Below are 24,434 nucleotides of genomic sequence, written 5' to 3' on the forward strand. Positions count from 1 at the left end.
ATACATCAAGAGGTTCGGTTTACATGCCACTCCTACAGAAACAACTCGCTGTTGCCATCACCTTCGCACTGGGAGCCACCAGCGCTCAATTCGTCCAGGCGCAAGGGGAGATTGATCCAGACAGCGAGTGGTTCACCTCACAGCCGGTGGTCGGCCAACAGGGCCACCTGTATCCCACGCCATCCGAGCCCACTCCCGACTTCTACTTCGCCAACCAAGCGACCACCCGCAACGGTCAGCAGGTCGCTCGCGTGCTGGACTCCGCCGTGGACACCCTTCTCGAGTCGGGAGAACTCGACGAATGGGATGAGTACGAACTGGAAAGTGTCGCCCGGGAACTCGGCGATCTGGCACCCGGCCGTGTGGGTGCAGTCCTTGAGCAACTGGCAGGCAGCCAGAACGCCAACCTCGGCACTGCCACTCAAGACAGCATGAAACAGCTCAATAGCAGCCTGCTTTCAGCCATGCGCCAACTGAGCGATGGCCGCAACGTCAGCGATGGCGCAGGCAATGGCCACGTCTGGCTCCAGGCTCTGGGCGACACTGGCAAGCTCGACGGGCAGCACGGCAGCGCGGGGCTGGATCGCCGAACAAAAGGCCTGATGCTGGGTGGCGACTGGTCAGTAAATGACGCATGGCGAGTGGGCGTGATGGGTGCCAAATCTGCCAGCGACCTGAGCGCCAGACGCTTCAAGGGTGATCTGGACAGCTGGCACCTTGGTGGTTACGCGGTGCGGCAGGACGGCCCCCTGGCCCTGCGCCTGGGTGCGATCTACAGCAGCCATGCCGGCCAAACCAAACGTTCCGTGGACTTTGACTTCGTCGATTATCGCGAGCAGGCCAAAGGCAAATACAACGCCCAAAGCCAGAACGCTTTCGCCGAACTGGGCTATCAACTGGACAAGGGCAGCTTCAGCGTCGAACCTTTTGCCGGTGTCGGCTACCAGCGCTATCACCGTGACAGCTACAAGGAAAAAGGCAGCTTTACAGCGCTGAACGTCGGCACCCAGACCCAGGAAAACGTCAGCAGTAACTTCGGCCTGCGCATGGCCAGCGCGTTTGAGCTGGATAACCGCATGACCTTGAAACCGCATCTGAGCACTAGCTGGAAGCATCTCTACGGCGACGTGGGCAGCAGCGTGCGCCAATCCTCCGCCTGGGTAAAACGGACAACCTTCAACAGTGACTTCAACATCGAAGGCACCTCCCTTGACCGTGACAGCCTGGCCCTGCACACCGGGCTCGACCTGGCACTCTCGGCGCAACAGACCGTGGGCCTGGCCTATACCGCCGAGGTCGGCAGCAACAGCCATCAACAAGGACTGATGGGCAACTGGCGGATGGCGTTCTAACCTCAGTGAATTGAGGAACAATCCCGCAAGCATCGGCCCGATGTCCTGACAGTCATCAACCCGGGTTGCTCGCTACATTCCGGTCTCTTTTACCCAAGAGGCCGGAACATTATGTCGTCGACAATCCCGTACTTTCCTTCCATGGGCTCCCTGCTGGCCTACGGCACTCGGTCATTGGCCGAGGCCGTGGCGCCTCGGCCACCTTCAGCCGCCCCGGTCGGCGCAAACTTCACCTCCATCTCCGTAACCCTCAACAATGGGGCAGGACTGGACATCGATAGTGTCAGCCAGCTGATTTCCCCCTACGCCAAAACCGGCCCCCGCACTTCACTGCGAGGCATCGAAATCACCAACTCGCCTACCGCCACGACCCAAGGCCTTTCAAGCGCCGGCCAGAACCCTGTCTGGCTGGAAAACCAGGGCCTTATCGAAAACAAAAAGGGTACCGGGGTAAAACTTGCGGGCAACCAGGCAGACGAGGTGGTGAACGCAGGCATGATCAAAGGCAGCAACGGCATTGCCCTGGACATGGGCGGCGGCGACGACCTGTTGATTGTGCGCAGCAGCGGCGGTTTTGACGGCGCAGTCGACGGAGGCAGCGGCACCAATCAGGTGCTCCTGGACAGCGCCAAGGGTGGCACCTTTGACGGCGCCAGCCAGATGCAACACCTGTGGGTGGGCAGCGGCGCCTGGACCTTGACCGGCCCCGTGCCCGCCAACCAGAACGGCGAGGTCTACGCCAACGCGACCCTGATCAACAAAAGCCGAATCGGCGGGGAGATGCACGTACGCCCGGGAGGTACTTACACGGGAGGCACCGTCGGTAGCCTGAATGTTGCGGGCACCCTGCAGCTCGACCCGGCGACGAAGTCGCAGACAAGGGTCAAGGACACCTTGCGCCTTGAACCGGGTTCGACACTGGCCTTCAAGGTCGGCACGGATGAAACCCACAGCACGTTGAAAGTCGACAACCGCGCCGTCCTGAACAACGCCACGTTGAACATCGAAGTCACCGCCGAGACCGACCAGCTCCTGGCGCGGCAACTACGGGTGGTTGATGCCCAGCAGGTTGACGGCGAGTTCGGCACGGTTACCAGCAACCTGAAGGCCTACACCCCGGAGCTGATCTACACCCCAACCGGCGTTTTTGTGGCGTTCAAACCCAAGGAAGCCGTGGCGGCCTGAGGGCAAATCCCAGGCGAAAAAAAAGGGGGCACATGCCCCCCCGAGGATTAAGCGGTAGTGTCGAAGGCTGTCAGTCAGCCTTCGATTTCAATCAGGATTTCACCCGGGTTGACCCGGTCGCCCTTGGCCACGTGAACGGCGGTGACCTTGCCGGCGATAGACGCCTGTACTTCGGTCTCCATCTTCATCGCTTCAGTGATCAACACGGCCTGGCCGGCCTTGACCACATCGCCTTCCTTGACCAGCACGTCGACGATGTTGCCCGGCATCGCCGTGCTGACATGACCCGGCTCGGTGGCGTGCTTGCGCTTGCTGCCGCCGCTGCTGACGAATTCGTTGAGCGGTTCGAACACCACTTCTTCGGGCATGCCGTCGATGGACAGGTAGAAGTGGCGCTTGCCTTCAGCCTTGACGCCCACCCCGGTGATATCCACGCGGTAGCTTTCGCCGTGCACGTCGATCACGAACTCGGTCGGCACACCTTCACCACCGGCGCGGGCCACGCCGCCGGCTTCAGGAATCGGCAACAACACTTCAGGGCTCAAGGTGCCGGCATCACGCTCTTCGAGGAACTTGCGGCCGATGTCCGGGAACATGGCGTAGGTCAGCACGTCTTCTTCGGACTTGGCCAGCGCGCCGATTTCGCCGCGCAGCTTGGTCATTTCCGGCTTGAGCAGATCGGCCGGACGGACGTCGATAACTTCTTCGCTGCCGATGGCCTGGCGCCGCAGTTTTTCATTCACAGTGCCCGGCGCCTTGCCGTAGCCGCCTTGCAGGTACAGCTTCACTTCGTTGGTGATGGTCTTGTAGCGCTCGCCGGCCAGCACGTTGAAGAACGCCTGTGTGCCGACAATCTGCGAGGTCGGGGTAACCAGCGGCGGGAAGCCGAGGTCTTCACGCACCCGCGGGATTTCAGCCAGCACTTCGCTCATGCGGTTCAGCGCGCCCTGCTCTTTCAACTGGTTGGCCAGGTTGGAAATCATCCCGCCCGGTACCTGGTTGACTTGCACACGGGTATCGACCGCCGTGAATTCGCTTTCGAACTGGTGGTACTTCTTGCGCACGGCGTAGAAGTACAGGCCGATTTCCTGCAGCAGTTCCAGGCTCAGGCCGGTGTCGAACTCGCTGCCTTTAAGGGCGGCGACCATCGACTCGGTGCCCGGGTGGCTGGTGCCCCAGGCGAAGCTGGAGATGGCGGTGTCGATATGGTCGGCGCCGTTTTCGATAGCCTTGAGTTGGCACATCGCAGCCAGGCCGGCGGTGTCGTGGGAGTGGATGAAGATCGGCAGGCTTTGCTCGGCTTTCAGCGCCTTGACCAGTTCGCCGGTGGCGTACGGCGTCAGCAGGCCGGCCATGTCCTTGATCGCGATCGAGTCGCAACCCATGGATTCCAACTGCTTGGCCTGGGCCACGAACGCTTCGACGGTGTGCACCGGGCTGGTGGTGTAGGCGATGGTGCCCTGGGCATGTTTGCCCGCTGCTTTTACCGCTTCGATGGCCACACGCAGGTTACGCACGTCGTTCATCGCATCGAAGATACGGAACACGTCGATACCGTTGACGGCAGCTTTAGCGACGAAGGCTTTGACTACGTCGTCGCTGTAGTGGCGGTAGCCCAGCAGGTTCTGGCCGCGCAGCAGCATTTGCAGGCGCGTGTTGGGCAATGCCGCACGCAGCTTGCGCAGGCGCTCCCACGGGTCTTCTTTCAGGAAGCGTACGCAGGCGTCGAAGGTCGCGCCGCCCCATACTTCCAGGGACCAGTAGCCGACTTTGTCGAGCTTGTCGCAGATCGGCAGCATGTCGTCGGTGCGCATGCGGGTCGCCAGCAACGATTGGTGGGCGTCGCGCAGGATGGTGTCGGTTACGAAGATCTTCTTGCTCATTCTTATATTCCTCACAGGCCTGCGTGGGCGGCGATGGCGGCGGCGATGGCCAGGGCCAGCTCTTCGGGTTTGCGCTTGATCGAGTAGTTGGTCAGCTCAGGGTGGCTTTCCACGAAACTGGTGTTGAACTGGCCGCTGCGGAATTCCGGGTTGCGCAGGATTTCCTGGTAATAGGCGGCGGTGGTCTTCACGCCTTGCAGCCGCATGTCGTCCAGGGCGCGCAGGCCGCGGTCCATGGCTTCTTCCCAGGTCAACGCCCACACCACCAGCTTCAGGCACATGGAGTCGTAGAACGGCGGGATGGTGTAGCCGGTATAGATCGCCGTGTCGGTGCGCACGCCGGGGCCGCCGGGTGCGTAGTAACGGGTGATCTTGCCGAAACTTGGGAGGAAGTTGTTCTTCGGGTCTTCGGCGTTGATCCGGAACTGCAATGCGAAACCCCGGTGCTGAATGTCTTCCTGCTTGACCGACAGCGGCAGGCCCGACGCGATGCGGATCTGCTCACGCACAATGTCGATGCCGGTGATTTCTTCGGTGATGGTGTGCTCCACCTGCACCCGGGTGTTCATCTCCATGAAGTACACCTCGCCCTCCGCGAGCAGGAACTCCACGGTGCCGGCGTTCTCGTAGCCCACGGCCTTGGCTGCGCGCACCGACAGGTCGCCGATGTAGGCGCGCTGTTCAGGGGTCAGCTGGGGGCTCGGGGCGATTTCGATGAGCTTCTGGTTGCGGCGCTGGATCGAGCAATCACGCTCGAACAAATGCACCACGTTGCCAAAGCTGTCACCGAGGATCTGCGCCTCGATGTGCTTGGGATTGACGATGCATTTTTCCAGGAACACTTCCGCCGACCCGAACGCCTTGGTGGCTTCGGAAATTACGCGAGGGAAGGCTTGTTCGAGTTCTTCACGGCTGTTGCAGCGACGAATGCCGCGACCGCCACCACCGGAGGTGGCCTTGAGCATCACCGGGTAACCGATGCGGTCGCCTTCGGTGAGAGCTTCAGCGATGTCGGCAACGTTGCCTTCGGTGCCAGGGGTGACCGGCACGCCGGCCTTGATCATGCTGCGGCGGGCTTCGGTCTTGTCGCCCATGCGGCGAATCACTTCGGCCGACGGGCCGATGAATTTGATCCCGCGTTCGGCGCAAATGTCTGCCAGCTCGGCGTTTTCCGAGAGGAAGCCGTAGCCAGGGTGCAGCGCGTCGCAACCGGTTTCCACCGCGAGGTTCACCAGCTTGCGCGGGTTCAAGTAACCGGCCAGCGGCTCGGCACCGATACTGTGGGCTTCATCTGCGCGCTTTACATGCAGGGCATGGCGATCAGCATCGGAATAGACCGCGACCGAACGAATACCCATCTCGGCGCAAGCACGCACGATACGTACGGCAATCTCACCACGGTTGGCGATCAGGATCTTTTTTATCACTTGGAAATTCCCTTGAGCCGATTGCTAGCTACTTCGACCCGCTGGAGCCGGGTCGGCGCGTGACCAAATGTTTCAAGCCAGTCGCGAGACACACACTATGCCCCTGCAGGGATTAACAAAAATCAATAATAATTGGGTTGTGTATAAGTAAAGACTTATAGTCAGCGCTTCAGAGATCGGCAGGAGGGTTTGAACAATGCGTAAGTCATTGATGCGTATGACATTGCGTCAGTTGCAAATTTTCAATGAGGTCTGTGATTTGCGCTCCTACAGCCGTGCGGCTGAGGAAATGTCTCTCACGCAGCCGGCCGTTAGCCTACAAATCAAGCAGCTGGAAGAGCTGCTGGGCCAGCCGTTATTCGATTACGTCGGCAAAAAGCTCTATATGACTGAAGCAGCCGAAGCGTTGCAACGGGCGAGCCGAGACATCTTCGGGCGCCTGGAAAACCTCGATATGCAGCTCTCCGACATGCAGGGCTCATTGCAAGGCCAGCTGAAACTGGCGGTGGAATCCAGCGCCAAGTACTTCGTGCCGCACCTGTTTGCCGCCTTCAAGCGCCAGCACCCGGAGGTCAACCTGCACCTGACGGTGGTCAACCGCGCCCAGGTGATTCGCAGGCTGTCGGACAACCGTGATGACCTGGTGATCATGTCCATGGTGCCCCAGGACATGGGCCTGGAATTCCTGCCGTTCCTGAACAACCCGATTGTTGCCGTGGCGCCCCACGACCATCCGCTGAGCCATCAAGGGCCGCTGCGTTTGCAGGACCTGGAGCCTTACACGCTGCTGTTACGCGAGCCAGGGTCCGGGACGCGGATGGCGTGCGAGGAGTACTTCAAGGAGAAGCGCGTGCACTTCACCCAGACGGTGGAAGTGTCCTCGGCCGAGGCGCAGCGAGAGTGCGTGACCGCCGGGTTGGGCGTGGCACTGCTGACGCGCCACGCGGTCAACCTGGAACTGGCCACCGGCGGGCTCAAGGAGCTGCCGGTGGAAGAACTGCCGCTGTACCGCAGTTGGTGCCTGGTGCAGGCCAAGGCCAAGCGTCTGTCACCGGTGGCCCATGCATTCCTGGGCTTTATCCGCAGCGAGCGGCTACAGATCAGCGCGCTGGCTGAGCGCTTCGCTGGGCAGCCGCGGGTGCCTGCCAATGAAGTTCCGGATAGTCACTGATGCTCTGTTGCAATTGACGCTGATCGCAGCGGTCTTCAATTGCGCGTCGGAAAGCCATGCGGCGCTGGTCTTCCTGTTGGCGACGAGTCTTGACGGTGCTATTGCTTTCTTCGTATTGCCGAGCCATTTCGAGTCTCCCAATGCGAGTACGGGGAGTTCAGGATGGGCTTGGGCAATGACGGTTTAGCGGCACGGGGATGACAGGACGATGAATCTTCCGGGGCAGAACCCAATCAAAATGTGGGAGCGGGCTTGCTCGCGAATGCGGTGGGCCAGCCAGCATATTCGGTGACTGACACTGCGCATTCGCGAGCAAGCCCGCTCCCACAGTTGGTCCGCGTACAAACTATTAGTCGTCGAGGGCTTTTACGGATTTGGGCGACAACCGAAGGCTGCGCAAGCTGCGCTTCACGCTCTTGAGGTGGTTGACCAGGCTCGGGCCGCGCGCCATGGCCACGCCCATCGCCAGCACGTCGATCACCACCAGGTGGGCGATACGCGAGGTCAATGGCGTGTAGATTTCAGTGTCTTCGTGCACATCGATCGCCAGGTTGACGGTCGACAGCTCCGCCAAAGGCGTCTGGCTGGGGCACAGGGTAATCAGGGTCGCGCCGCTTTCACGCACCAGGTTGGCGGTGATCAGCAGATCCTTGGAGCGGCCGGACTGGGAAATGCAGATCGCCACGTCGGTAGGCTTCAGCGTCACCGCCGACATCGCCTGCATGTGCGGGTCACTGTAGGCCGCCGCAGTCAGCAGCAAACGGAAGAACTTGTGCTGGGCATCCGCCGCCACCGCACCGGACGCGCCGAAACCATAGAACTCCACGCGCTGGGCCTGGGACATGGCGGTCACGGCTTTTTGCAGTTCCACCGGGTCGAGCTTTTCCCGCACTTCCATCAGGGTATGCAGGGTGGTGTCGAAGATTTTCAGGCTGTAGTCGGCGACGGAGTCGTCTTCGTGAATCGCGAACTGCCCGAAGCTCGCACCGGCGGCAAGGCTCTGGGCCAGCTTGAGCTTCAAGTCCTGGAACCCGGAGCAACCGATGGCGCGGCAGAAGCGCACGATGGTCGGCTCGCTGATGCCCACGCTGTGGGCCAGGTCGGCCATGGAACTGTGCATCACAGCCGCAGGGTCAAGCAGCACGTGATCGGCAACCTTGAGTTCCGATTTGCGTAACAGGTGGCGCGACTGGGCGATATGTTGCAACAGGTTCAAAGGGCTGGACTCTTGTTATTGGCAGACGCCAGGGATGTAGCAAGCTTGTAGTTATACTACAAGAATTACCGATTTGCCCGCTCGATGCATCACTTAATCACGCTGCTGCCCGCTGAAACAGCGGGCAGGCTCGATGTAGCCCCGCGTGCGGCTTGGGCTCAACTACGGAAAATCGGCATTTTTTCGTAACAAATCCGCCAGACCGTCCGCTTCCACTGGCCGACTGATCAAATAGCCCTGCACTTCATCGCATCGCTCGGCCCGCAGGAAATCCAGCTGTTGCTGATCTTCCACGCCCTCGGCCACCACCTTGAGCGACAGCCCGTGGGCCATGGCGATGATTGCACGGGTGATCGAGGCATCTTCGCGGCCCTGCCCTAGGCCGCGGATGAAGGTCTGGTCGATCTTCACGTAATCCACAGGGATGCGCTTGAGGTAACTGAGGGACGAGTAGCCGGTGCCGAAATCATCAATCGCCAGTTTCACACCCAAGTCGCGCAGTTGCTGGAAGGTGGAAATGATGTGCTCGACACTGTCGAGCAGTTGGCTTTCGGTCAGCTCCAGCTCCAGGTACTGCGGATCAAGCCCGGTTTCTTCCAGCACCTGACGCACCAGACTGACCAGCTTCCCTTGGCGCAACTGATGCACCGACAGATTGACCGACACCCGAATCGGTTCCAGCCCCTGGCGCTGCCACTCACAGGCTTGCCAGCAGGCCTGGCGCAACACGAACTCCCCGAGCGGTACGATCAATCCGGTTTCTTCGGCCAGCCCGATAAAATCCCCCGGCGGCACCATGCCCCACTGCGGATGCTCCCAGCGGATCAAGGCCTCAGCGGCATTCAGCTTGCCGCTGGCCAGGCACAGCTTGGGTTGGTAGAACACGGTGAGTTGGCGCTCATCAATCGCCTTGCGCAGCTGGTTTTCCAGCTGCAAACGCTCCAGGGTGCTGGCTTGCAGGCTGTCGGTGTAGAACTGGAAATTATTCCCGCCCAAATGCTTGGCGTGCTGCATCGCCATGTTCGACTGGCTGACCAGCGCGGATATTTCCCGCGCATTGTCGGGCAACAGGCTGACGCCCATTGAGGCGCTGACCACCAGTTCATGCCCGTCCACCGTCACCGGCACCCGTAACTTGGCCAGCAGCCGCGTGGCCACCCGGGCCAGGCTCGACAGGTTGCCGTACGCATCGAACAGCACGGCGAATTCATCGCCAGAGAGCCGCGCAATGGTGTCGGCTTCGGGCAAGGCGTTGATCAAGCGGCGGGCCATTTTCTGCAATAACTGGTCGGCCACTTCATGCCCGAGGCTGTCGTTGAGCAGCTTGAAACGATCCAGGTTGATATGCAGCAAGGCCAGGCTGCGGCCGCCTTGGCGCACCCGTTGATGGGCTTCGCGCAGCCGTTCGCGGAACAGTGAACGGTTCGCCAACCCGGTCAATTCGTCGTAATGCGTGAGGTAGCGCATGCGCTCCTCGGATTCGCGCCGCGCGGACAGATCAGCGAAGAAGCCGACGATGTGGCTGACATTTCCCCGAATATCCCGCACCACATTGAGTTGCAGCCATTGTGGGTAGAGTTCGCCATTCTTGCGGGTTTCCACCAGCTCGCCCTGCCAGGTACCGTGGCTGAGCAGCGCCTGGCGGATCACCGGGAAATGGCGACGTGCGTCGCGGCTGCTGGGCAGTTCGACGACATTGCGGCCGATCATGTCATCAATATCGAAGCCGGTGACGCGGCTGAACGCCTGGTTGACCGCAACCAGCACATAGTCTGGGTTCAGGATCACGATGCCTTCGCTGGCCGCCTCGAACACCGTCGATGCCAGGCGCTGCTGTTCCTCCAGGACCTTGCCGGCGCTGATGTCGCGGCGGGTGCCGAGCATCCGTGTGACGCGTCCACTGGGCGAGCGCTCCACGGCGCGGCCACGGTCCTGAATCCACACCCAATGGCCATCGCCATGGCGCACCCGGTATTCCACCAGATAATCCTCGCTGCGGCCTTTCAGGTGTTCCACCAGCGCACGCTTGAGCAGCGGCAAATCGTCCGGGTGCAGCCGCGGCTTGAGATGGCTGAGCATCGCCGTGACGTATTCCGGCTCCAGGCCGAACAGTTCCTTGAGCTGGGTATGGTGGACCTCGTCGGTTTGCAGGTTCCAGTCCCACAGGCCCAGTTCGCTGGCCTGCAATGCCATCGCCAGGCGCGCCTCGCTTTTGCTCAGGGCCAGGCTGGCGACATCCAGTTCCTGGCTACGCTGATCGACACGCTGCTGCAGGCCGATCTGCGCCTCACGCAGCTCTTGCTCGACCTGGCGTCGTTGCTCCACTTCACGCACCAGTTCCTGATTCAGCTGCTCGCTGCGCTGCTGCGCTTGCTGCAGATGCTCGATCAACGCCTGGTTCTGGAAGCGCCTGAGCAGCCCACGTTGAATCAAGCGATTGACCTGCCACGCCACCAGGCTTAAAGACGCCAGCAAAATCAGGCCCAGGCAACCCCAGCCTTGCTGCTGCGGGTCACCGCTCCAGAACAGATAGATAATCGCCGGCACCAGGCAGGGCAAGGCAAACGACAGGAATGCTGGCAGGCTGACGGCGTAGGCCACACTGGCGGACAAGGTCGCCGCGCCGAGCAAGCCGAACACCCAGGCCTGCTGCGCGAAGCTGTCCACCGGCACCAGGGCGATGGCAGCACTGGCCAGCGTCAGGCCGCTGACGGCCGAGCCCAGCATGAACATGCGGCGCCAGATCGGCTGTGCCTGGCGGCTCGGCATAGCGGACTCGAACGCCGCCACCTGAATCACCCGCAGGGCCACCAGCGCCAGCAGCCACACCAGCCAAATGCTGTCCAGCAGATAGCGCTGCGGGCTCCAGAGCAACCAGGCGCAGACCAGTCCGTTCACCAGCATTAATAAGGTAGGCAGCAGGGAGCCTTGGTACAGCAGGCGCGTGCGCTCGACCGCCATCTCCATGGCGTAATGTTTGCGGATAACCTGCGCCGGCGCCACCGAGGGGCCAGCCAGGTCAGTGCTAAGGGTCATAGGCAATGTTCTTATAATGGTGAGCCCGAAACGTCGACGGAGCATACACAAGCAAACGCTCGGGCCAAACTGCTCCGCGTCATAAAAACAGCGCGACAATCAGGCGCAAACCTTGGAGCCAGACAGCTTGAGTGAGACAGGGCGCGGGCTGTGGGCGATGACCGACCGGTCATCACCGTGAATAGATTGTTGCCTTATCCAGTGTAGTCCCTGAAATTTTCCCGCGACCATCCGGCATTGGGATTTGCCCGACTCCCCCGGGCACCCTAGAATGCGCCGATGCGCGATGATCTCTCCCTTTTGCTGAACTCCCTCAACGATGCCCAACGCCAGGCCGTAGCAGCCCCCGTTGGCCGTCAGTTGGTCCTGGCCGGTGCTGGCTCCGGTAAAACCCGAGTGCTGGTGCACCGTATCGCCTGGTTGATCCAGGTCGAGAACGCCTCACCTCACTCCATCCTGTCGGTGACCTTCACCAACAAGGCCGCTGCCGAGATGCGCCATCGCATCGAGCAGTTGATGGGCATCAGCCCGGCCGGCATGTGGGTGGGCACCTTCCACGGCCTGGCGCACCGCTTGTTGCGGGCCCATTGGCAGGAGGCCGGCCTCGCCCAGACCTTCCAGATTCTCGACAGCGACGACCAGCAACGCCTGGTCAAGCGGGTGATCCGCGAGTTGGGCTTGGATGAGCAACGCTGGCCGGTCCGTCAGGCCCAGTGGTTTATCAACGGCCAGAAAGATGAAGGCCTGCGCCCGCAACATATCCAGGCCAGCGGCGACCTGTTCCTGGCGACCATGCGCAGCATTTATGAAGCCTACGAAGTGGCCTGCCAGCGCGCCGGCGTCATCGACTTCTCCGAACTGCTGCTGCGCGCCCTCGACCTGTGGCGCGACAACCCGGGCTTGCTGGCGCACTACCAGAAACGCTTCCGGCACATCCTGGTGGACGAGTTCCAGGACACCAACGCCGTGCAGTACGCCTGGTTGCGCTTGCTGGCCAAGGGCGGCGACAGCCTGATGGTGGTGGGCGACGACGATCAGTCGATCTACGGCTGGCGCGGCGCGAAAATCGAGAACATCTACCAGTACAGCGACGACTTCCCGGACGCCGAAACCATCCGCCTGGAGCAGAACTACCGCTCCACGGCCGGGATTCTCAAGGCCGCCAACGCCTTGATCGCCAACAACACCGGGCGCCTGGGCAAAGAGTTGTGGACCGACGGCGGCGAAGGCGAGGCGATCAACCTGTACGCCGCCTTCAACGAGCACGATGAAGCGCGCTACGTGGTGGAAACCATCGAAAGCGCCCTGAAAACCGGCCTGGCCCGCAGCGATATCGCGATTCTTTATCGTTCCAACGCCCAATCACGGGTGCTGGAAGAGGCCTTGCTGCGCGAGCGCATTCCGTACCGTATCTATGGCGGCCAGCGCTTCTTCGAACGTGCTGAAATCAAGAACGCCATGGCCTACCTGCGCTTGCTCGAAGGTCGCGGCAACGATGCGGCGCTGGAGCGGGTGATCAATATCCCGGCCCGCGGCATTGGCGAGAAGACTGTCGAAGCGATTCGTGACCATGCACGCCACAGCGATGTGTCGATGTGGGAAGCCATGCGCCTGCTGATCGCCAACAAGGGCCTGACCGGCCGTGCTGCCGGTGCCTTGAGCGTGTTTGTCGAGCTGATCGAGAACCTGGCCGCCAAGTGCATGGAAATGCCCCTGCACCTGATGACCCAGACCGTGATCGAGCAGTCCGGCTTGATCGCCTACCACGAAGCGGAAAAAGGCGAGAAAGGCCAGGCCCGGGTAGAAAACCTTGAGGAACTGGTCAGCGCCGCCCGCGCGTTCGAAAACAACGAAGAAGACGAAGACCTGACGCCACTGGCGGCATTCCTCGGCCACGCTTCGCTGGAAGCCGGCGACACCCAGGCTGACGAGCATGAAGACAGCATCCAGCTGATGACCTTGCACAGCGCCAAGGGCCTGGAGTTCCCGTACGTGTTCCTGGTGGGCATGGAAGAAGGCCTGTTCCCCCACAAGATGAGCCTGGAAGAGCCCGGCCGCCTGGAAGAGGAACGCCGCCTGGCCTATGTGGGCATCACCCGGGCCATGCAGAACCTGGTGATGACCTACGCCGAAACCCGGCGCCTGTACGGCAGTGAGACCTACAACAAGGTGTCGCGCTTCGTACGTGAAGTGCCGAAAGGACTGATTCAGGAAGTGCGCCTCTCCAACAGCGTCAGCCGACCGTTCGGCGGCGGCCAGCAGCAGAACTCCAGCAGCATGTTTGCCGGTTCTGAAATTCCCGAAACGCCGTTCAGCCTTGGCCAGCAGGTCAAGCATGCGGTCTTCGGCGAAGGCGTTATCCTCAACTTCGAAGGCGCCGGTGCCCAGGCCCGGGTGCAGGTGAACTTCGCCGAAGGCAGCAAGTGGCTGATGATGGGCTACGCCAAGCTCGAAGCAATCTGAAACAACTGCAGAACATGAAGGATGTTGGCCCGCCCTTGTATTTGGCAACGGTGGGGCCAATATCTGTACTAAGTCCTACAGACGATTCGGTATTGGCCCTACGCAAAAGCCCGAAACATTATGCCGCTGGCCACTGCCAACACACCTGTGCAACATGGCGCGCGTGCAATCCACAAATGGGAATTCCCTTTATGAAACGTTTTCTTAGCATCGCCATGGCGTTGTGCATCGGCCTGACAATGAGCCTCGACGCCAACGCCAAGCGCTTCGGTGGCGGCAAATCCATGGGTTCGGCGCCGAGCCACCAGACCAGCCAAATGGCCCCAGCCGGCGGCGGCATGGGCGGCGCAGCTGCGACTGCCGGTGCAGCAGGCGCCGCTGCCAAGGCTGGCGGTGCTTCGCGCTGGTTGGGCCCTCTGGCCGGTATCGCGGCCGGTGGCCTGCTCGCCTCCATGTTCATGGGCGGCGGCTTCCAGGGCATGCAGATCTTCGACATCCTGATCATGGCGGTCATCGCCTTCCTGATCTTCCGCTTTATCGCCGCCCGTCGCCGCAAGCAGCAGGAGCACATGTCTCCAGCCGGCGCGCCGATGCAGCGTGAAGTGTTCGAACAGAAGCCTGCTGCAATGGGTTCGATCTTTGGGGGTTCGGCCGCACCTGCCGCTCGTCCGGTGATCAATGCGCCAGCCTGGTTCAACGAAGAGCGTTTCGTCGAAGCCGCTCGTGGCCACTTCCAGGCGCTGCAGCAACACTGGGACGCCAACGAAATGGACAAGATCGCCGAGTTCGTGACCCCGCAATTGCTGGAGTTCCTCAAGCGCGAACGTGCTGACTTGGGCGACGGCTTCCAGTCGACCTACATCGAAGACCTGAAAGTGCAGCTCGAAGGTGTGGATGACCGCGCCGACAAGACCATCGCCACCCTGACCTTCAGCGGCGTGTCGAAGACCTCGCGTTTCGACCAGGGCGAAGTGTTCAGCGAAAGCTGGAACATGGAACGTCCACAGGGCGAAAACCAGCCTTGGCTGGTCGCCGGTATCCGCCAGAACGGCTGATCCCTGCACGCTTTGAGTGCGCTGTAACAAAAACCCCGGACTTGTCCGGGGTTTTCTATTTCACGGTTGCACTTATAGCGAGCTACTGTATAAAACGCCCCTATTAACCGCGCCATCTAGCAAGAGGATCCCGGCCGTGGAAGAAGTTATCGAACAATTGCGTGAAGCCAACGAACCGGTACCGGTTCCTCTGGAGCTGCCTGACGAAGACCAACTGGTGGAAATCGAGGAACAACTGTTCATCGATATCCCGTTCGTCTTCCGTGAATTCCTGCTGACCGTCAGCGACGTGGTCTACGGCAGCCTGGAGCCGGTGACCGTCACCGACCCACAGTCCCACACCTACCTGCCGGACGTTGCCGCCAACGCCTGGGATGCCGGCGTTGACCGCAGCATGATCCCGATCTGCCAGGACGGCGACGACTACTACTGCGTCGAAGAAGACGGCACCGTGGTGCTGTGGTCCGGCGAAGAAGAACTCGTCACTGAAGAAACCTGGGAATCGGTATGGCACTGGGCGCGGGACGTCTGGCTGGAAAGCTAAGACCCCTGTAGGAGCGAGCTTGCTCGCGAGAAACCTGAGATCACCACTGGGTGTCAGGTTTCCCGCGTTATCGTTAACGACCTTCGCGAGCAAGCTCGCTCCTACAACGTGTCCTTGTGGTTATCCAGAGTCTCCAGCAAGGCGACCTGCATCCGCGTATGCACGCGGATGAACCAGCGCCACAGCACGGCGGCCACGGCGGCCGCTACCACGGCGATCAGTACCAGCAACTTGTTGGTCGGCAGGATACTGGCCGACAAGGCTGCCAATAGAAGGAAAATCACCAGCAGCGAAAGAATCGGGATCACCTCGGCGATCACCCGGCGCACACGCTGAGTGTGGCGCCCAGCCATTTCCGGCTTCACGCTCATCTCCGCCAGCAGCATCGACAGCGCCTTGAGCTTGCGGTACGCCGCAATCAAAAACGGCAGCGACAGCAGCAACGCCCCGCCCCAGATCAATGCTTTCTGCCAGCTCGGATCGCTGATCCAGCCTTCCACATAACTGCCAATGCGCGCCGCAAAAAAGCTGCCGGCAAAGAAGATCGCCACCACCAATGCCAGATTCACACCCACCTGCAAAATGATCTTGCGGATCATCGACGCCAGCATCGCACCCTCGCCCTGGGGCTGAATGCTGCGTAGCCACTCGCCATACATCCCGAACACCCGGCTCATGCGCTTGGGCATCACAGCCGCTATCTTCAGCGACAGCGGGTCAGCGCCACGAATCAGATACGGGGTAAGCAGCGTGGTGATCGCAGAAACCGCCACCGCCACCGGATACAGGAAGTCACTGGTGACCTGCAACGTCATCCCCAGCGCGGCGATGATGAATGAAAATTCGCCAATCTGTGACAGGCCCATCCCCACCCGCAGCGAGGTGCGGCCGTCGTTGCCGGCGATAAATGCCCCCAAGCCACAGGACAACATCTTGCCCAGCACCACGGCCACGGTAATCACCGCGATCGGCCAGGCGTATTGCAGCAGAATCTGCGGATCAATCATCAAGCCAATGGCGACAAAGAAGATCGCGCTGAACATGTCGCGAACCGGTTCGATCAGGCGCTCAATCTTCAACAGTTGCCGGGATTCGGCCATGATTGCGCCGATCAGGAACGCCCCCAGCACCATGCTGTATTCCAGCTTGACCACCAGCAGGCAGAAGCCGAAGCACAGGCCAAGCACGGTGATCAACAGCATCTCGTTGCTTTCGAATTTGGCCACGTACTCAAGCAGGCGCGGCACCAGCAAAATCCCGATCACCAGCGCAACGATCATGAACAATGAGAGTTTGCCGACCGTGGAGAACACCTCGCCGGAGCTGACCGTACCGCTGACGGCGATGCTCGACAGCAAAGCGATGATGCCGATGCCGAGGATGTCTTCAACGATCAGCACACCGAAAATCAGCTGGGCAAAACGCTGGTTTTTCATCTTCAGGTCATTGAGGGCCTTGACGATGATGGTCGTGGAGGAAATCGCCAGGATAGCGCCCAGGAACAGTGAGTCCATGGTGTTCCAGTCGAACCAGCGGCCGATTTCGTAGCCGATCCAGATCATCAGGATGATCTCAAGGAACGCCGCGATAAACGCAGTGGCGCCGACCTTGAACAGCTTGCGCAGGCTGAATTCGAGTCCCAGGCAGAACATCAGGAAAATTACCCCAAGCTCGGCCAGGGTCTTGATGGTGTCTTCATCGTGGATCAGGCCGAACGGTGGGGTGTGCGGGCCGATGATGAAGCCGGCGACGATATACCCCAACACCACTGGCTGCTTGAGCCGATGGAACAGGATCGTCACCACCCCGGCCACGAGCATGATCACGGCCAGGTCCTGGATAAAGCTGATGGCGTGCATGGCGAGGGGCTCCTTGAGGGGTACTGGCGCTTTTCCCATTTCCACGCATTCACCCCGAAAGGTCGCAATGAACGGAAAGAAAAGTCAGCCTTGATCGTAAGAATTGCCCTTGAGGCGGGCTTTTGAAGGGTAACACCGCGACTTGCGACAGAAAGCCGGTGCAATATATGGAAACAGATCGCCCCGGGCGTGACGGCAAGCCGGGGCCCAGCGTCCCGTTATGAATGGCTCTGCAAAGATTCCAGCACCCGCAGAGGTGCCTCCCCACCCAATGCCTACAACCCGTGAGTGTGCTATGGAACCCGGAAACGCCCAGCTGTCGATGACAGTATTGATGACCCCTGACATGGCCAACTTCTCAGGCAATGTGCACGGCGGCACGCTGCTCAAGTACCTCGACGAAGTGGCCTACGCCTGCGCCAGCCGTTATGCCGGCCGCTATGTGGTGACGTTGTCGGTGGACCAGGTGATTTTTCGCGAGCCGATCCATGTCGGCGAGCTGGTGACCTTCCTGGCTTCGGTCAACTACACCGGCAACACGTCGATGGAAGTGGGGATCAAGGTGGTCACCGAGAACATCCGCGAGCGTTCGGTGCGCCATACCAATAGCTGCTTCTTCACCATGGTCGCGGTGGATGACCAGCGCAAACCGGCCGCCGTGCCACCGCTGCAACCACACAACAGCGAAGACAAGCGCCGGTTTGTACAGGCCCAGCAACGTCGGCAGATTCGCCAGGAGCTGGAAAAGCGCTATCAGGAAATCAAGGCCGACGGGCCTTAAAGCCCTATGGGGGTTGCCTCGAAGCGAACCCGCGGATGGGCAATTCGGTCCTGGGCGCGCACCAGTTCCAGCTCATAGCTGGCGCACGCCTGGGTTTCCAGCAGCACTTCGTGCACCGCTGCAGCGGTGAACTCAAAGGCCGCCACCAGGCTGTCGCCCAGCAACACCCGTGCCAGAAACAGGCCCGACGTCAGGTCACCCACGCCCACCGGCTGGCGCGGGAACACCAGCAACGGCCGGCGCAGGTGCCAGCTGCCTTCGGCCGTTACCAGCAGCATCTCGAAACCATCCGGCAGCTTGCCGGGATAATCCAGGTGCTTGACCAACACCGCTTTCGGCCCCCGAGCCAGCAACGCACGGGCCATGCCCAGGCAATCGAACAGCGACTGCGGCTTGCGCCCGGCAAAGCTGTCCAGCTCCAACTGGTTGGGGCACAGGAAGTCGGCCATCGCCGCCGCTTCGTCCAGGAGAAAGTCGCTGACCTCCTGGGGCACGATGCAGCCTTTCTCCGGATGGCCCATCACCGGGTCGCACAGGTACAGGGCCTTGGGGTTGATCGCCTTGATTCGCGCCACGCCGGTAAGGATCGCCCGACCCTGGGCCGCGCTGCCCAGGTAGCCCGACAGCACCGCATCACAGTTGCCCAGCTCACCAATCGCCGCGATGCCTTCCACCAGCGCAGGAATTTGCTGCGGCGCCAACACTTCTCCCGCCCACTGACCATACTGAGTGTGGTTGGAGAACTGCACGGTATTGAGCGGCCACACGTTCACCCCGACCCGTTGCATGGGGAACACGGCGGCGCTGTTTCCGGCGTGGCCAAAGACCACATGAGACTGGATCGCAAGCAGATGGGGCGTACGTTTCATGCAGGGAATTTCCGTAAAGCGGTTGAATTTCTGGCTGCGCAGTATGCGACTAAACGCGGCCTGTACGACAGACCGGAGACGCAGTTAAGCTGGCCACACTTTGTTGGAGTTCATCGAATGCTGACCCTCGGAAATATCTTCGTGCTGATGCTGCTGGCGACCGGTGCCGCCTGGCTGTGGCACAACCACGGCCTGCGCGAGCGGGCGCTGGAACGGGTCAAGCAGCATTGCGCCAAGCTCGACATCGAGCTGCTCGATGGCGCCGTGGCGTTGAAGCGCATCGGTTTTGTGAAGGATGCCAGCGGTCGGCGGCGTCTGGCACGGATCTACAACTTTGAATTCACCGTGACCGGCGAAACGCGGCACCCGGGAACCATCACCCAGTTCGGTGCCCACAGCGCGCAAATCGAGCTGGCGCCCTACCCGTTTGAGATCAAGACGCCGCTGCCCAGCGCCGAGATCATTGAGCTAAGCCAATGGCGCCAGGAGCATGGCAGCAGCAAGACCCGTCACTGACGGCAATCGGCTAACCCGTCCTGTAATTGCGCAACGTCCTGCGCTTCACCAAAGATCAATTCGATACGCGAATCCCGGCGCCATTCACTGGGCAGCCAGGCCAACACGGCGTTATCCACAGCGTTGGCCGACATCCAACCGTCGAGGCTGTGGATAACCAGTTTTGCCCGCCGCCAATCCAGCGACTCCAGCCATTGCTGCAAGCGCTGCCGGTCGAATTGCTGGCTCGGATGCCAGCGCCAACCAATACTCCAGCCACCCTCCTGGCCCTGACTCAGGCAAATCGGCGCCGACGGGTCAGTCCAGATGGCCGGCATTTGCCCCACGCCTTTGGGCACCTCGAAGTTATCCACAGCCGCTGCGGCTTGAGCGTTCAAACCCGGCAATTGCGCCAGGGGTAGTTGCGCCTGCTGAGTCCAATAGATCGGCCGGTCAGGCAATTGCCCTTGAATCACCAGGCGATGCGCATCACTTAGGGCTTCATTCTTATTCAATACCAACAGCCCGGCGCTGGCCAACGCTTCACGTTGGGCATTGGGTAAAGGCTTGCCAGCCGCCAACGCCTGGGCATCGAGTACCAGCACGCACGGCTGCACCGCCAGCACCTGCTGCCAGGGCGCTTCCCGCAATTGCTTGAGCAGTTGAGCCGGATGCCCCAGCCCGGACGGCTCTATAAACAGCCGGTCGGGCTTGGCCTTACGCAACAAACGGCCCAGTCCTACCTGGAACGGCGCACCGTTGACGCAACACAGGCAGCCACCCGCCACTTCACCGAGGGCGATACCGTCGTCATCACGGGTCAGCAACGCGGCATCCAGGCCAATCTGCCCGAACTCGTTGATCAACACCGCCCAGCGCTCGTTGGCCGGGCGCTGCGCCAGCAGGTGCTTGATCAGGCTGGTCTTACCGGCGCCCAAGGGCCCGGCAATCACGTGGGTGGGAATGTTCTGCAGCATGGTGGACATCATTCAGGCCGTGTAGAGAGGTTCGATCCTACCCGGTTACGCCAACCAATCCAGCGTCAGGATCAACCGTCGCTCATCCGCTTGCAACGGCGGAGAACGGTGGATAAGGCCAAAGCCTTCGTTGCCGTGCCATTTTTCGCCTTTGAGCAACGCCACTTCACCGCAGTGGATTTGCTCAATGCGCGCTTCCGGCTCCGCGCTCGCCTGGCTCAGGTGCCGCCGCTCCATCACGCCTTCACGCAACCACTGGCTACCGATGCCGGCGAAGGTGGTGATCAGCCGCACCGGCACATGGTCCACGTGAAAGCGCGGGCACATCGCCTTGTCCAATAGCCGCAAACGTACGCCGATGCGCTTGGCGCCCAGCAAACAGGCAAAGGCGCTGACCAGCCACGACACATCGGCGATAAAGCCTTCGTAGCCTTCAAGGTCGCGGCTACCTGACGCGAAGTCCTGCAAGTTCGGCTCGGCGTCTTCGCTGTTCAGCTCAACCACCAGCGACTCGGCCAACGGCTCATTGAGCGCCACCAGCAACGCGCCGAACTCGGCGATGTGCAGCGGCAACTGACGCTGCCACACCGCGAGATTCACGCCATCTTCAAGGATATCGGTGAGCACGGCCGGGGTTTCACCATGAGTCTGGCGAATCACCGGGCGCAGTTTCAGGGTCGGTGCCAGCATCAGGCAGCCTCTTCGAACCAAGGGCCAAAGGGATCAGCCAACAAGCGCCAGCCTTCGACGCCTGTGGCCATTTCATCATCGGTCAGCAGGCAGGCATCCAGTTCGGCGGTCATCTGCGCGAAGTCGATGTTCTGGCCGATAAACACCAGTTCCTGGCGGCAATCGCCGGTACTCGGCTGCCAGTTGTTCATGATCGCGGCGACACCTTCCTCGTCCTGCGGCCACTGGGTTTTCGGCACGAAACGCCACCAGCGCCCGGCGAAACCATGGCGCATCAGGCCGCCGGCCTGGGACCAACTGCCGGCGTCCTGGTGTTTGCTGGCCAGCCAGAAAAAGCCCTTGGAGCGCAGTAGTTTTCCATTCACCCAAGGCCGGTCGATAAAGTCGAAAAAACGCTGTGGATGGAATGGGCGGCGGGCGCGATACGCGGTGGAGGCGATGCCGTATTCCTCGGTTTCCGGCACATGCTCGCCACGCAATTCCTGCAACCATCCGGGTGCCTGGGACGCGCGTTCGAAGTCGAACCGACCGGTGTTGAGGATCTTCGCCAGCGGCACTTCGCCCATGACCATCGGGATGATTTCCGCTTGGGCATTCAGGCGCTCCAGGATCGCCATCAGCTCCTGACGCTCACTGCTGCTGATCAGGTCGATCTTGCTGATGAGGATCACGTCGGCAAATTCAATCTGCTCGATCAGCAGGTCGGTGATCGAGCGTTCGTCCTCTTCACCTAGGGTTTCGCCCCGGGACGCCAGGCTTTCGGCAGCCTGGTAGTCGAGCAGGAAGTTCATGCCGTCGACCACGGTGACCATGGTGTCGAGCCGGGCGATGTCCGCCAGGCTCTGGCCTTCTTCGTCGCGGAAGGTAAAGGTTTCGGCCACCGGCAGTGGCTCGGAGATGCCGGTGGATTCAATCAACAGGTAATCGAACCGACCTTCCTTGGCGAGCTTTCCGACTTCTTCCAGCAAGTCTTCGCGCAAGGTGCAGCAGATGCAGCCATTGCTCATTTCCACCAGTTTTTCTTCGGAGCGATTGAGGGTGACGTCGCGCTGGACCTCACTGCCATCGATGTTGATTTCGCTCATGTCGTTGACGATCACCGCCACCCGCAGGTTTTCGCGGTTGCGCAGGACGTAGTTGAGCAGCGTGCTTTTACCGGCGCCGAGGAATCCGGACAGCACAGTAACGGGGAGACGATTGGGCATCAGGTATTCCTCATCAGGGTTGGCCGGTCACATCGCCCGTTGATGGCGTTCGCGCAGCTCTTCACGTTCTTTGGCTTCGATACACAGGGTGGCCGTGGGGCGCAGCAACAGGCGCTTGAGGCCGATGGGCTCGCCAGTTTCACGGCACCAGCCGTATTCGCCGCGGGCCAGGTGTTCCAGGGCTTCATCGATCTTGTCCAACAGCTTCTTTTCGCGCTCCAGCAGGCGCAGTTGCCATTGGCGCTGTTCTTCAGCGCTGCCCACATCGGCGGGATCGCTGTTGGGTTCCTGTTCGCGCAGCACCATGAATTCGGCATCGATGCGCACTTGAAGCTCGTTGCGCTGAGCCAGCAACAGCTCGCGGAAGAAACCTTGCTGGGCTTCATTCATGTAATCGGCGAACGGTTGGGCGAGAAGGTCTTGTTCGGTCATTGGAGGCGGTTCACGGATCAGGCTGTTTTTTAATGTTATAGTATAACAATGCAAATTAGCTAATCCCCCTTGCTCGCAACGACGAAGGGCGCAATGCTTGCCACCGAATAACGCCCGAGAGCCTCTATGAAATACCTGTTGTGCGGTGTGTTGTTGATGGTGGCGAGTCAGGCCAATGCCCAGGCGCCCAGTTTGCTGGCCAACTGCACCCGCAGCGCCAACCTGCTGGCGTGCGTCGACGCGCAGGGCAATGCCTACAGCGTCGCGACGGCGGGCAGCACCACGTATTTGCGGGGTTTCGAGGTGATCGGCAAACGCTACTGGGCACAGACCAACAGCCGCTACGGGCAGCTGACGTTCTTTACCGGATTGGCATCCGATGGTGAGGCGTGGGTGGGCTACACGCGGCGAGTGGGCTGGACCACCATCAACCGGTTTTCCAGTTCTGGTGGTGCCAGCGCCAAATTCACCTGCAGCCGGATTACCGGCTGTTAGACCTGGCCATTCTTCTGTTCCTGAACCCAGGCCATGTAGCTGTTCATCGGCGGGTTCTTCTGGAAGTAGTTTTTCAACCCTTCAAATAAACCGTCTGCCACCGCCTGTTGATGGCGCGCGGTGACCAGCCGCTGGGCGTCCTGGGTGTTGGAGATAAACCCGGTTTCCACCAGGATCGACGGCACGTCCGGCGACTTAAGTACCGCAAAGCCGGCCTGTTCCACGCGTTTTTGATGCAGCGTGGTGATGCTTTGCAGGCTGCCCAGCACCGAACTGCCCAGTTGCAGGCTGGAGGCGATGGTGGCGTTCATCGACATGTCGAGAATGACGCCGGCGAGCATTGGGTCTTTGTCCTTGAGGTTGAGCAAGGTGGTGGCGCCCAGCAGGTCGGCGCCGTTCTCCCGTTGTGCCATGAACCGCGCGGTGGCGGACGTCGCGCCGCCTTCAGACAACGCATAGACAGAAGCGCCTGACGCCGTGAGCCGTGGCGCCGCATCGGCGTGCACCGAGATAAACATGTCGGCCTTGTGCTGACGGGCGATGTCCACGCGTTTACGCAGCGGCACGAAGAAATCGTCGTTGCGCACCAGCTTCACATCGAAGCCCTTCTCACGCTTCAAGCGCTTGGCCAGCAATTGGGCGATGGACAGCACCACGTCTTTTTCACGCTGGCCTTTGGAGCCGATTGCGCCGGGATCCTTACCGCCATGGCCGGGGTCGACCACCACGATGATGTCGCGTTTCGGATGCGCCTTGTCCACCGGCGGTGCCAAGGGCGCCGGTGCCGCGGCGATTTGCTGAGGCGCATGGGTGGCGCTGGTCAGGTCCAGCACCAGGCGATGACCTTGGCCATCCTGGGGCGGCAGCAGGAAGCTGTTGAGCTGCATCGGCGCCTTCAAATCCAGCACGATCCGTGTATCACCCTGGCCAAAGTGCCCCGAGCGAATCGAGGTAATGCCGCTGTTGGTCAGGGCCAGTTGGCTGAAATCCCCGGTCAGCTTCGCGCCGCTCAAATCAATGATCAACCGCTCCGGCGCGGTCAGGGTGAAGGTTTTGTATTGCACCGGGCCGCTGAGATCCAGCACCAACCGCAGCTTGTTATCCGAGCGCCACAGCCGTGCATTGCGGATCTGCGCGGCAGATACACCAAAGGGCAGGGTGAACACCGCACTGGCCAGCAGCAGGTTGAGGAGTTGACGTCTGTGCATGACTTACACCGCAAATAAAGGAGCGTCCGTACTCGACATGACTGAATAAAAGACAGAGCAGAAAAACTTTCGTCGATTCAATTGTAATAAT

General features: G+C 60.8%; 21 protein-coding genes. 9 read left to right on the forward strand and 12 right to left on the reverse strand.

The genetic code is table 11. The annotated features are described in order from the left end of the window. Positions 1-23: 23 nt before the first annotated feature. Positions 24-1,352, forward strand: coding sequence for an autotransporter domain-containing protein (locus tag AU074_RS01630; protein WP_076013214.1), 1,329 nt, complete (start codon positions 24-26; stop codon positions 1,350-1,352). A gap of 111 nt (positions 1,353-1,463) precedes the next feature. Next, on the forward strand, positions 1,464-2,537 hold the full coding sequence (locus tag AU074_RS01635) for a hypothetical protein (protein WP_143503519.1): 1,074 nt from the start codon (positions 1,464-1,466) through the stop codon (positions 2,535-2,537). 74 nt (positions 2,538-2,611) lie between these two features. On the opposite strand, the gene oadA is transcribed toward AU074_RS01635, so the two are convergent. Further along, the gene (gene oadA / locus AU074_RS01640) at positions 2,612-4,420 is read right to left on the reverse strand and encodes a sodium-extruding oxaloacetate decarboxylase subunit alpha (RefSeq protein ID WP_076013216.1); all 1,809 of its coding nucleotides are present in this window, start codon (positions 4,418-4,420) and stop codon (positions 2,612-2,614) included. 11 nt (positions 4,421-4,431) lie between these two features. Continuing rightward, entirely contained in the window at positions 4,432-5,847 is a 1,416-nt protein-coding gene (locus AU074_RS01645) for an acetyl-CoA carboxylase biotin carboxylase subunit (protein WP_003213442.1), read from the reverse strand. A gap of 196 nt (positions 5,848-6,043) precedes the next feature. On the opposite strand from AU074_RS01645, the gene AU074_RS01650 reads away from it, so the two are divergent. Beyond that, the gene (locus tag AU074_RS01650) at positions 6,044-7,018 is read left to right on the forward strand and encodes a LysR family transcriptional regulator (protein WP_076013217.1); all 975 of its coding nucleotides are present in this window, start codon (positions 6,044-6,046) and stop codon (positions 7,016-7,018) included. On the opposite strand, the gene AU074_RS34320 is transcribed toward AU074_RS01650, so the two are convergent. The 3 genes from AU074_RS34320 to AU074_RS01665 form a co-directional block, all read right to left on the reverse strand. Next, positions 6,948-7,145 carry a PA3496 family putative envelope integrity protein gene (locus tag AU074_RS34320; RefSeq protein ID WP_076013218.1) on the reverse strand — a complete coding sequence of 66 codons (198 nt, stop codon included), beginning with the start codon at positions 7,143-7,145 and terminating at the stop codon, positions 6,948-6,950. The two genes, AU074_RS01650 and AU074_RS34320, sit on opposite strands and share 71 nt — an antisense overlap. A 222-nt stretch (positions 7,146-7,367) precedes the next feature. After that, complete coding sequence (gene hexR / locus AU074_RS01660) at positions 7,368-8,234, reverse strand: transcriptional regulator HexR (RefSeq protein ID WP_010168370.1); 867 nt, start codon at positions 8,232-8,234, stop codon at positions 7,368-7,370. Positions 8,235-8,396: 162 nt separating this feature from the next. Continuing rightward, on the reverse strand, positions 8,397-11,270 hold the full coding sequence (locus AU074_RS01665; RefSeq protein ID WP_076013219.1) for an EAL domain-containing protein: 2,874 nt from the start codon (positions 11,268-11,270) through the stop codon (positions 8,397-8,399). A gap of 279 nt (positions 11,271-11,549) precedes the next feature. Here AU074_RS01665 and uvrD point away from each other — a divergent pair, with 279 nt between their 5' ends. The 3 genes from uvrD (at position 11,550) to AU074_RS01680 (ending at position 15,332) form a co-directional block, all read left to right on the forward strand. Then, complete coding sequence (gene uvrD / locus AU074_RS01670) at positions 11,550-13,733, forward strand: DNA helicase II (RefSeq protein ID WP_076013220.1); 2,184 nt, start codon at positions 11,550-11,552, stop codon at positions 13,731-13,733. Between the two features lie 191 nt (positions 13,734-13,924). After that, positions 13,925-14,788: a Tim44 domain-containing protein gene (locus AU074_RS01675; protein WP_076013221.1), complete on the forward strand. Its 864-nt coding sequence runs from the start codon at positions 13,925-13,927 to the stop codon at positions 14,786-14,788. A gap of 136 nt (positions 14,789-14,924) precedes the next feature. Then, on the forward strand, positions 14,925-15,332 hold the full coding sequence (locus AU074_RS01680) for an SMI1/KNR4 family protein (protein WP_003213456.1): 408 nt from the start codon (positions 14,925-14,927) through the stop codon (positions 15,330-15,332). Positions 15,333-15,433: 101 nt separating this feature from the next. Here the strand turns inward: AU074_RS01680 and AU074_RS01685 are convergent, their stop codons facing one another. After that, positions 15,434-17,191: a cation:proton antiporter gene (locus AU074_RS01685; protein WP_076013222.1), complete on the reverse strand. Its 1,758-nt coding sequence runs from the start codon at positions 17,189-17,191 to the stop codon at positions 15,434-15,436. A gap of 295 nt (positions 17,192-17,486) precedes the next feature. Between AU074_RS01685 and AU074_RS01690 the strand changes: the two genes are divergently transcribed. Then, positions 17,487-17,972 (forward strand): acyl-CoA thioesterase, encoded by a 486-nt coding sequence (locus AU074_RS01690; RefSeq protein ID WP_076013223.1) that lies wholly within the window; start codon positions 17,487-17,489, stop codon positions 17,970-17,972. Here AU074_RS01690 and pdxY read toward each other — a convergent pair. Beyond that, positions 17,969-18,841, reverse strand: coding sequence for a pyridoxal kinase PdxY (gene pdxY, locus AU074_RS01695; RefSeq protein ID WP_076013224.1), 873 nt, complete (start codon positions 18,839-18,841; stop codon positions 17,969-17,971). The two genes, AU074_RS01690 and pdxY, sit on opposite strands and share 4 nt — an antisense overlap. Before the next feature lie 117 nt (positions 18,842-18,958). Here pdxY and AU074_RS01700 point away from each other — a divergent pair, with 117 nt between their 5' ends. Then, entirely contained in the window at positions 18,959-19,357 is a 399-nt protein-coding gene (locus AU074_RS01700; protein WP_017476780.1) for a DUF3301 domain-containing protein, read from the forward strand. On the opposite strand, the gene AU074_RS01705 is transcribed toward AU074_RS01700, so the two are convergent. Genes AU074_RS01705 through dksA form a run of 4 tightly spaced genes read right to left on the reverse strand, consistent with a single transcriptional unit; the run spans position 19,351 to position 22,640 of the window. Then, the gene (locus tag AU074_RS01705; RefSeq protein WP_076013225.1) at positions 19,351-20,313 is read right to left on the reverse strand and encodes a GTP-binding protein; all 963 of its coding nucleotides are present in this window, start codon (positions 20,311-20,313) and stop codon (positions 19,351-19,353) included. The two genes, AU074_RS01700 and AU074_RS01705, sit on opposite strands and share 7 nt — an antisense overlap. Positions 20,314-20,358: 45 nt before the next feature. Continuing rightward, positions 20,359-21,003: a DUF1826 domain-containing protein gene (locus tag AU074_RS01710; protein ID WP_076013226.1), complete on the reverse strand. Its 645-nt coding sequence runs from the start codon at positions 21,001-21,003 to the stop codon at positions 20,359-20,361. Further along, the gene (gene zigA, locus AU074_RS01715) at positions 21,003-22,208 is read right to left on the reverse strand and encodes a zinc metallochaperone GTPase ZigA (protein WP_076013227.1); all 1,206 of its coding nucleotides are present in this window, start codon (positions 22,206-22,208) and stop codon (positions 21,003-21,005) included. Before zigA ends, AU074_RS01710 begins: the two co-directional genes overlap by 1 nt. 27 nt (positions 22,209-22,235) lie before the next feature. Next, the gene (gene dksA, locus AU074_RS01720; RefSeq protein WP_076013228.1) at positions 22,236-22,640 is read right to left on the reverse strand and encodes an RNA polymerase-binding protein DksA; all 405 of its coding nucleotides are present in this window, start codon (positions 22,638-22,640) and stop codon (positions 22,236-22,238) included. A gap of 126 nt (positions 22,641-22,766) precedes the next feature. On the opposite strand from dksA, the gene AU074_RS01725 reads away from it, so the two are divergent. Beyond that, positions 22,767-23,135: a glutamine synthetase gene (locus AU074_RS01725; protein ID WP_076013229.1), complete on the forward strand. Its 369-nt coding sequence runs from the start codon at positions 22,767-22,769 to the stop codon at positions 23,133-23,135. Here the strand turns inward: AU074_RS01725 and AU074_RS01730 are convergent. Then, complete coding sequence (locus AU074_RS01730) at positions 23,132-24,343, reverse strand: N-acetylmuramoyl-L-alanine amidase (protein ID WP_076013230.1); 1,212 nt, start codon at positions 24,341-24,343, stop codon at positions 23,132-23,134. The genes AU074_RS01725 and AU074_RS01730 overlap by 4 nt on opposite strands. Between the last annotated feature and the right edge of the window lie 91 nt (positions 24,344-24,434).

The organism is Pseudomonas sp. ATCC PTA-122608 (assembly GCF_001952855.1).
Lineage (GTDB): Bacteria > Pseudomonadota > Gammaproteobacteria > Pseudomonadales > Pseudomonadaceae > Aquipseudomonas.

Excerpts from the sequence above, each read along its gene's own strand:
- AU074_RS01675 (WP_076013221.1), top strand. The coding sequence starts at position 13,925 with ATGAAACGTTTTCTTAGCATCGCCATGGCGTTGTGCATCGGCCTGACA.
- AU074_RS34320 (WP_076013218.1), bottom strand. The coding sequence starts at position 7,145 with ATGGCTCGGCAATACGAAGAAAGCAATAGCACCGTCAAGACTCGTCGC.
- AU074_RS01705 (WP_076013225.1), bottom strand. The coding sequence starts at position 20,313 with ATGCTGCAGAACATTCCCACCCACGTGATTGCCGGGCCCTTGGGCGCC.
- AU074_RS01700 (WP_017476780.1), top strand. The coding sequence starts at position 18,959 with ATGCTGACCCTCGGAAATATCTTCGTGCTGATGCTGCTGGCGACCGGT.
- AU074_RS01665 (WP_076013219.1), bottom strand. The coding sequence starts at position 11,270 with ATGACCCTTAGCACTGACCTGGCTGGCCCCTCGGTGGCGCCGGCGCAG.
- zigA (WP_076013227.1), bottom strand. The coding sequence starts at position 22,208 with ATGCCCAATCGTCTCCCCGTTACTGTGCTGTCCGGATTCCTCGGCGCC.
- oadA (WP_076013216.1), bottom strand. The coding sequence starts at position 4,420 with ATGAGCAAGAAGATCTTCGTAACCGACACCATCCTGCGCGACGCCCAC.
- AU074_RS01690 (WP_076013223.1), top strand. The coding sequence starts at position 17,487 with ATGGAACCCGGAAACGCCCAGCTGTCGATGACAGTATTGATGACCCCT.
- dksA (WP_076013228.1), bottom strand. The coding sequence starts at position 22,640 with ATGACCGAACAAGACCTTCTCGCCCAACCGTTCGCCGATTACATGAAT.
- AU074_RS01650 (WP_076013217.1), top strand. The coding sequence starts at position 6,044 with ATGCGTAAGTCATTGATGCGTATGACATTGCGTCAGTTGCAAATTTTC.
- uvrD (WP_076013220.1), top strand. The coding sequence starts at position 11,550 with ATGCGCGATGATCTCTCCCTTTTGCTGAACTCCCTCAACGATGCCCAA.
- AU074_RS01630 (WP_076013214.1), top strand. The coding sequence starts at position 24 with ATGCCACTCCTACAGAAACAACTCGCTGTTGCCATCACCTTCGCACTG.
- AU074_RS01685 (WP_076013222.1), bottom strand. The coding sequence starts at position 17,191 with ATGCACGCCATCAGCTTTATCCAGGACCTGGCCGTGATCATGCTCGTG.
- AU074_RS01710 (WP_076013226.1), bottom strand. The coding sequence starts at position 21,003 with ATGCTGGCACCGACCCTGAAACTGCGCCCGGTGATTCGCCAGACTCAT.
- pdxY (WP_076013224.1), bottom strand. The coding sequence starts at position 18,841 with ATGAAACGTACGCCCCATCTGCTTGCGATCCAGTCTCATGTGGTCTTT.
- AU074_RS01730 (WP_076013230.1), bottom strand. The coding sequence starts at position 24,343 with ATGCACAGACGTCAACTCCTCAACCTGCTGCTGGCCAGTGCGGTGTTC.
- AU074_RS01725 (WP_076013229.1), top strand. The coding sequence starts at position 22,767 with ATGAAATACCTGTTGTGCGGTGTGTTGTTGATGGTGGCGAGTCAGGCC.
- AU074_RS01635 (WP_143503519.1), top strand. The coding sequence starts at position 1,464 with ATGTCGTCGACAATCCCGTACTTTCCTTCCATGGGCTCCCTGCTGGCC.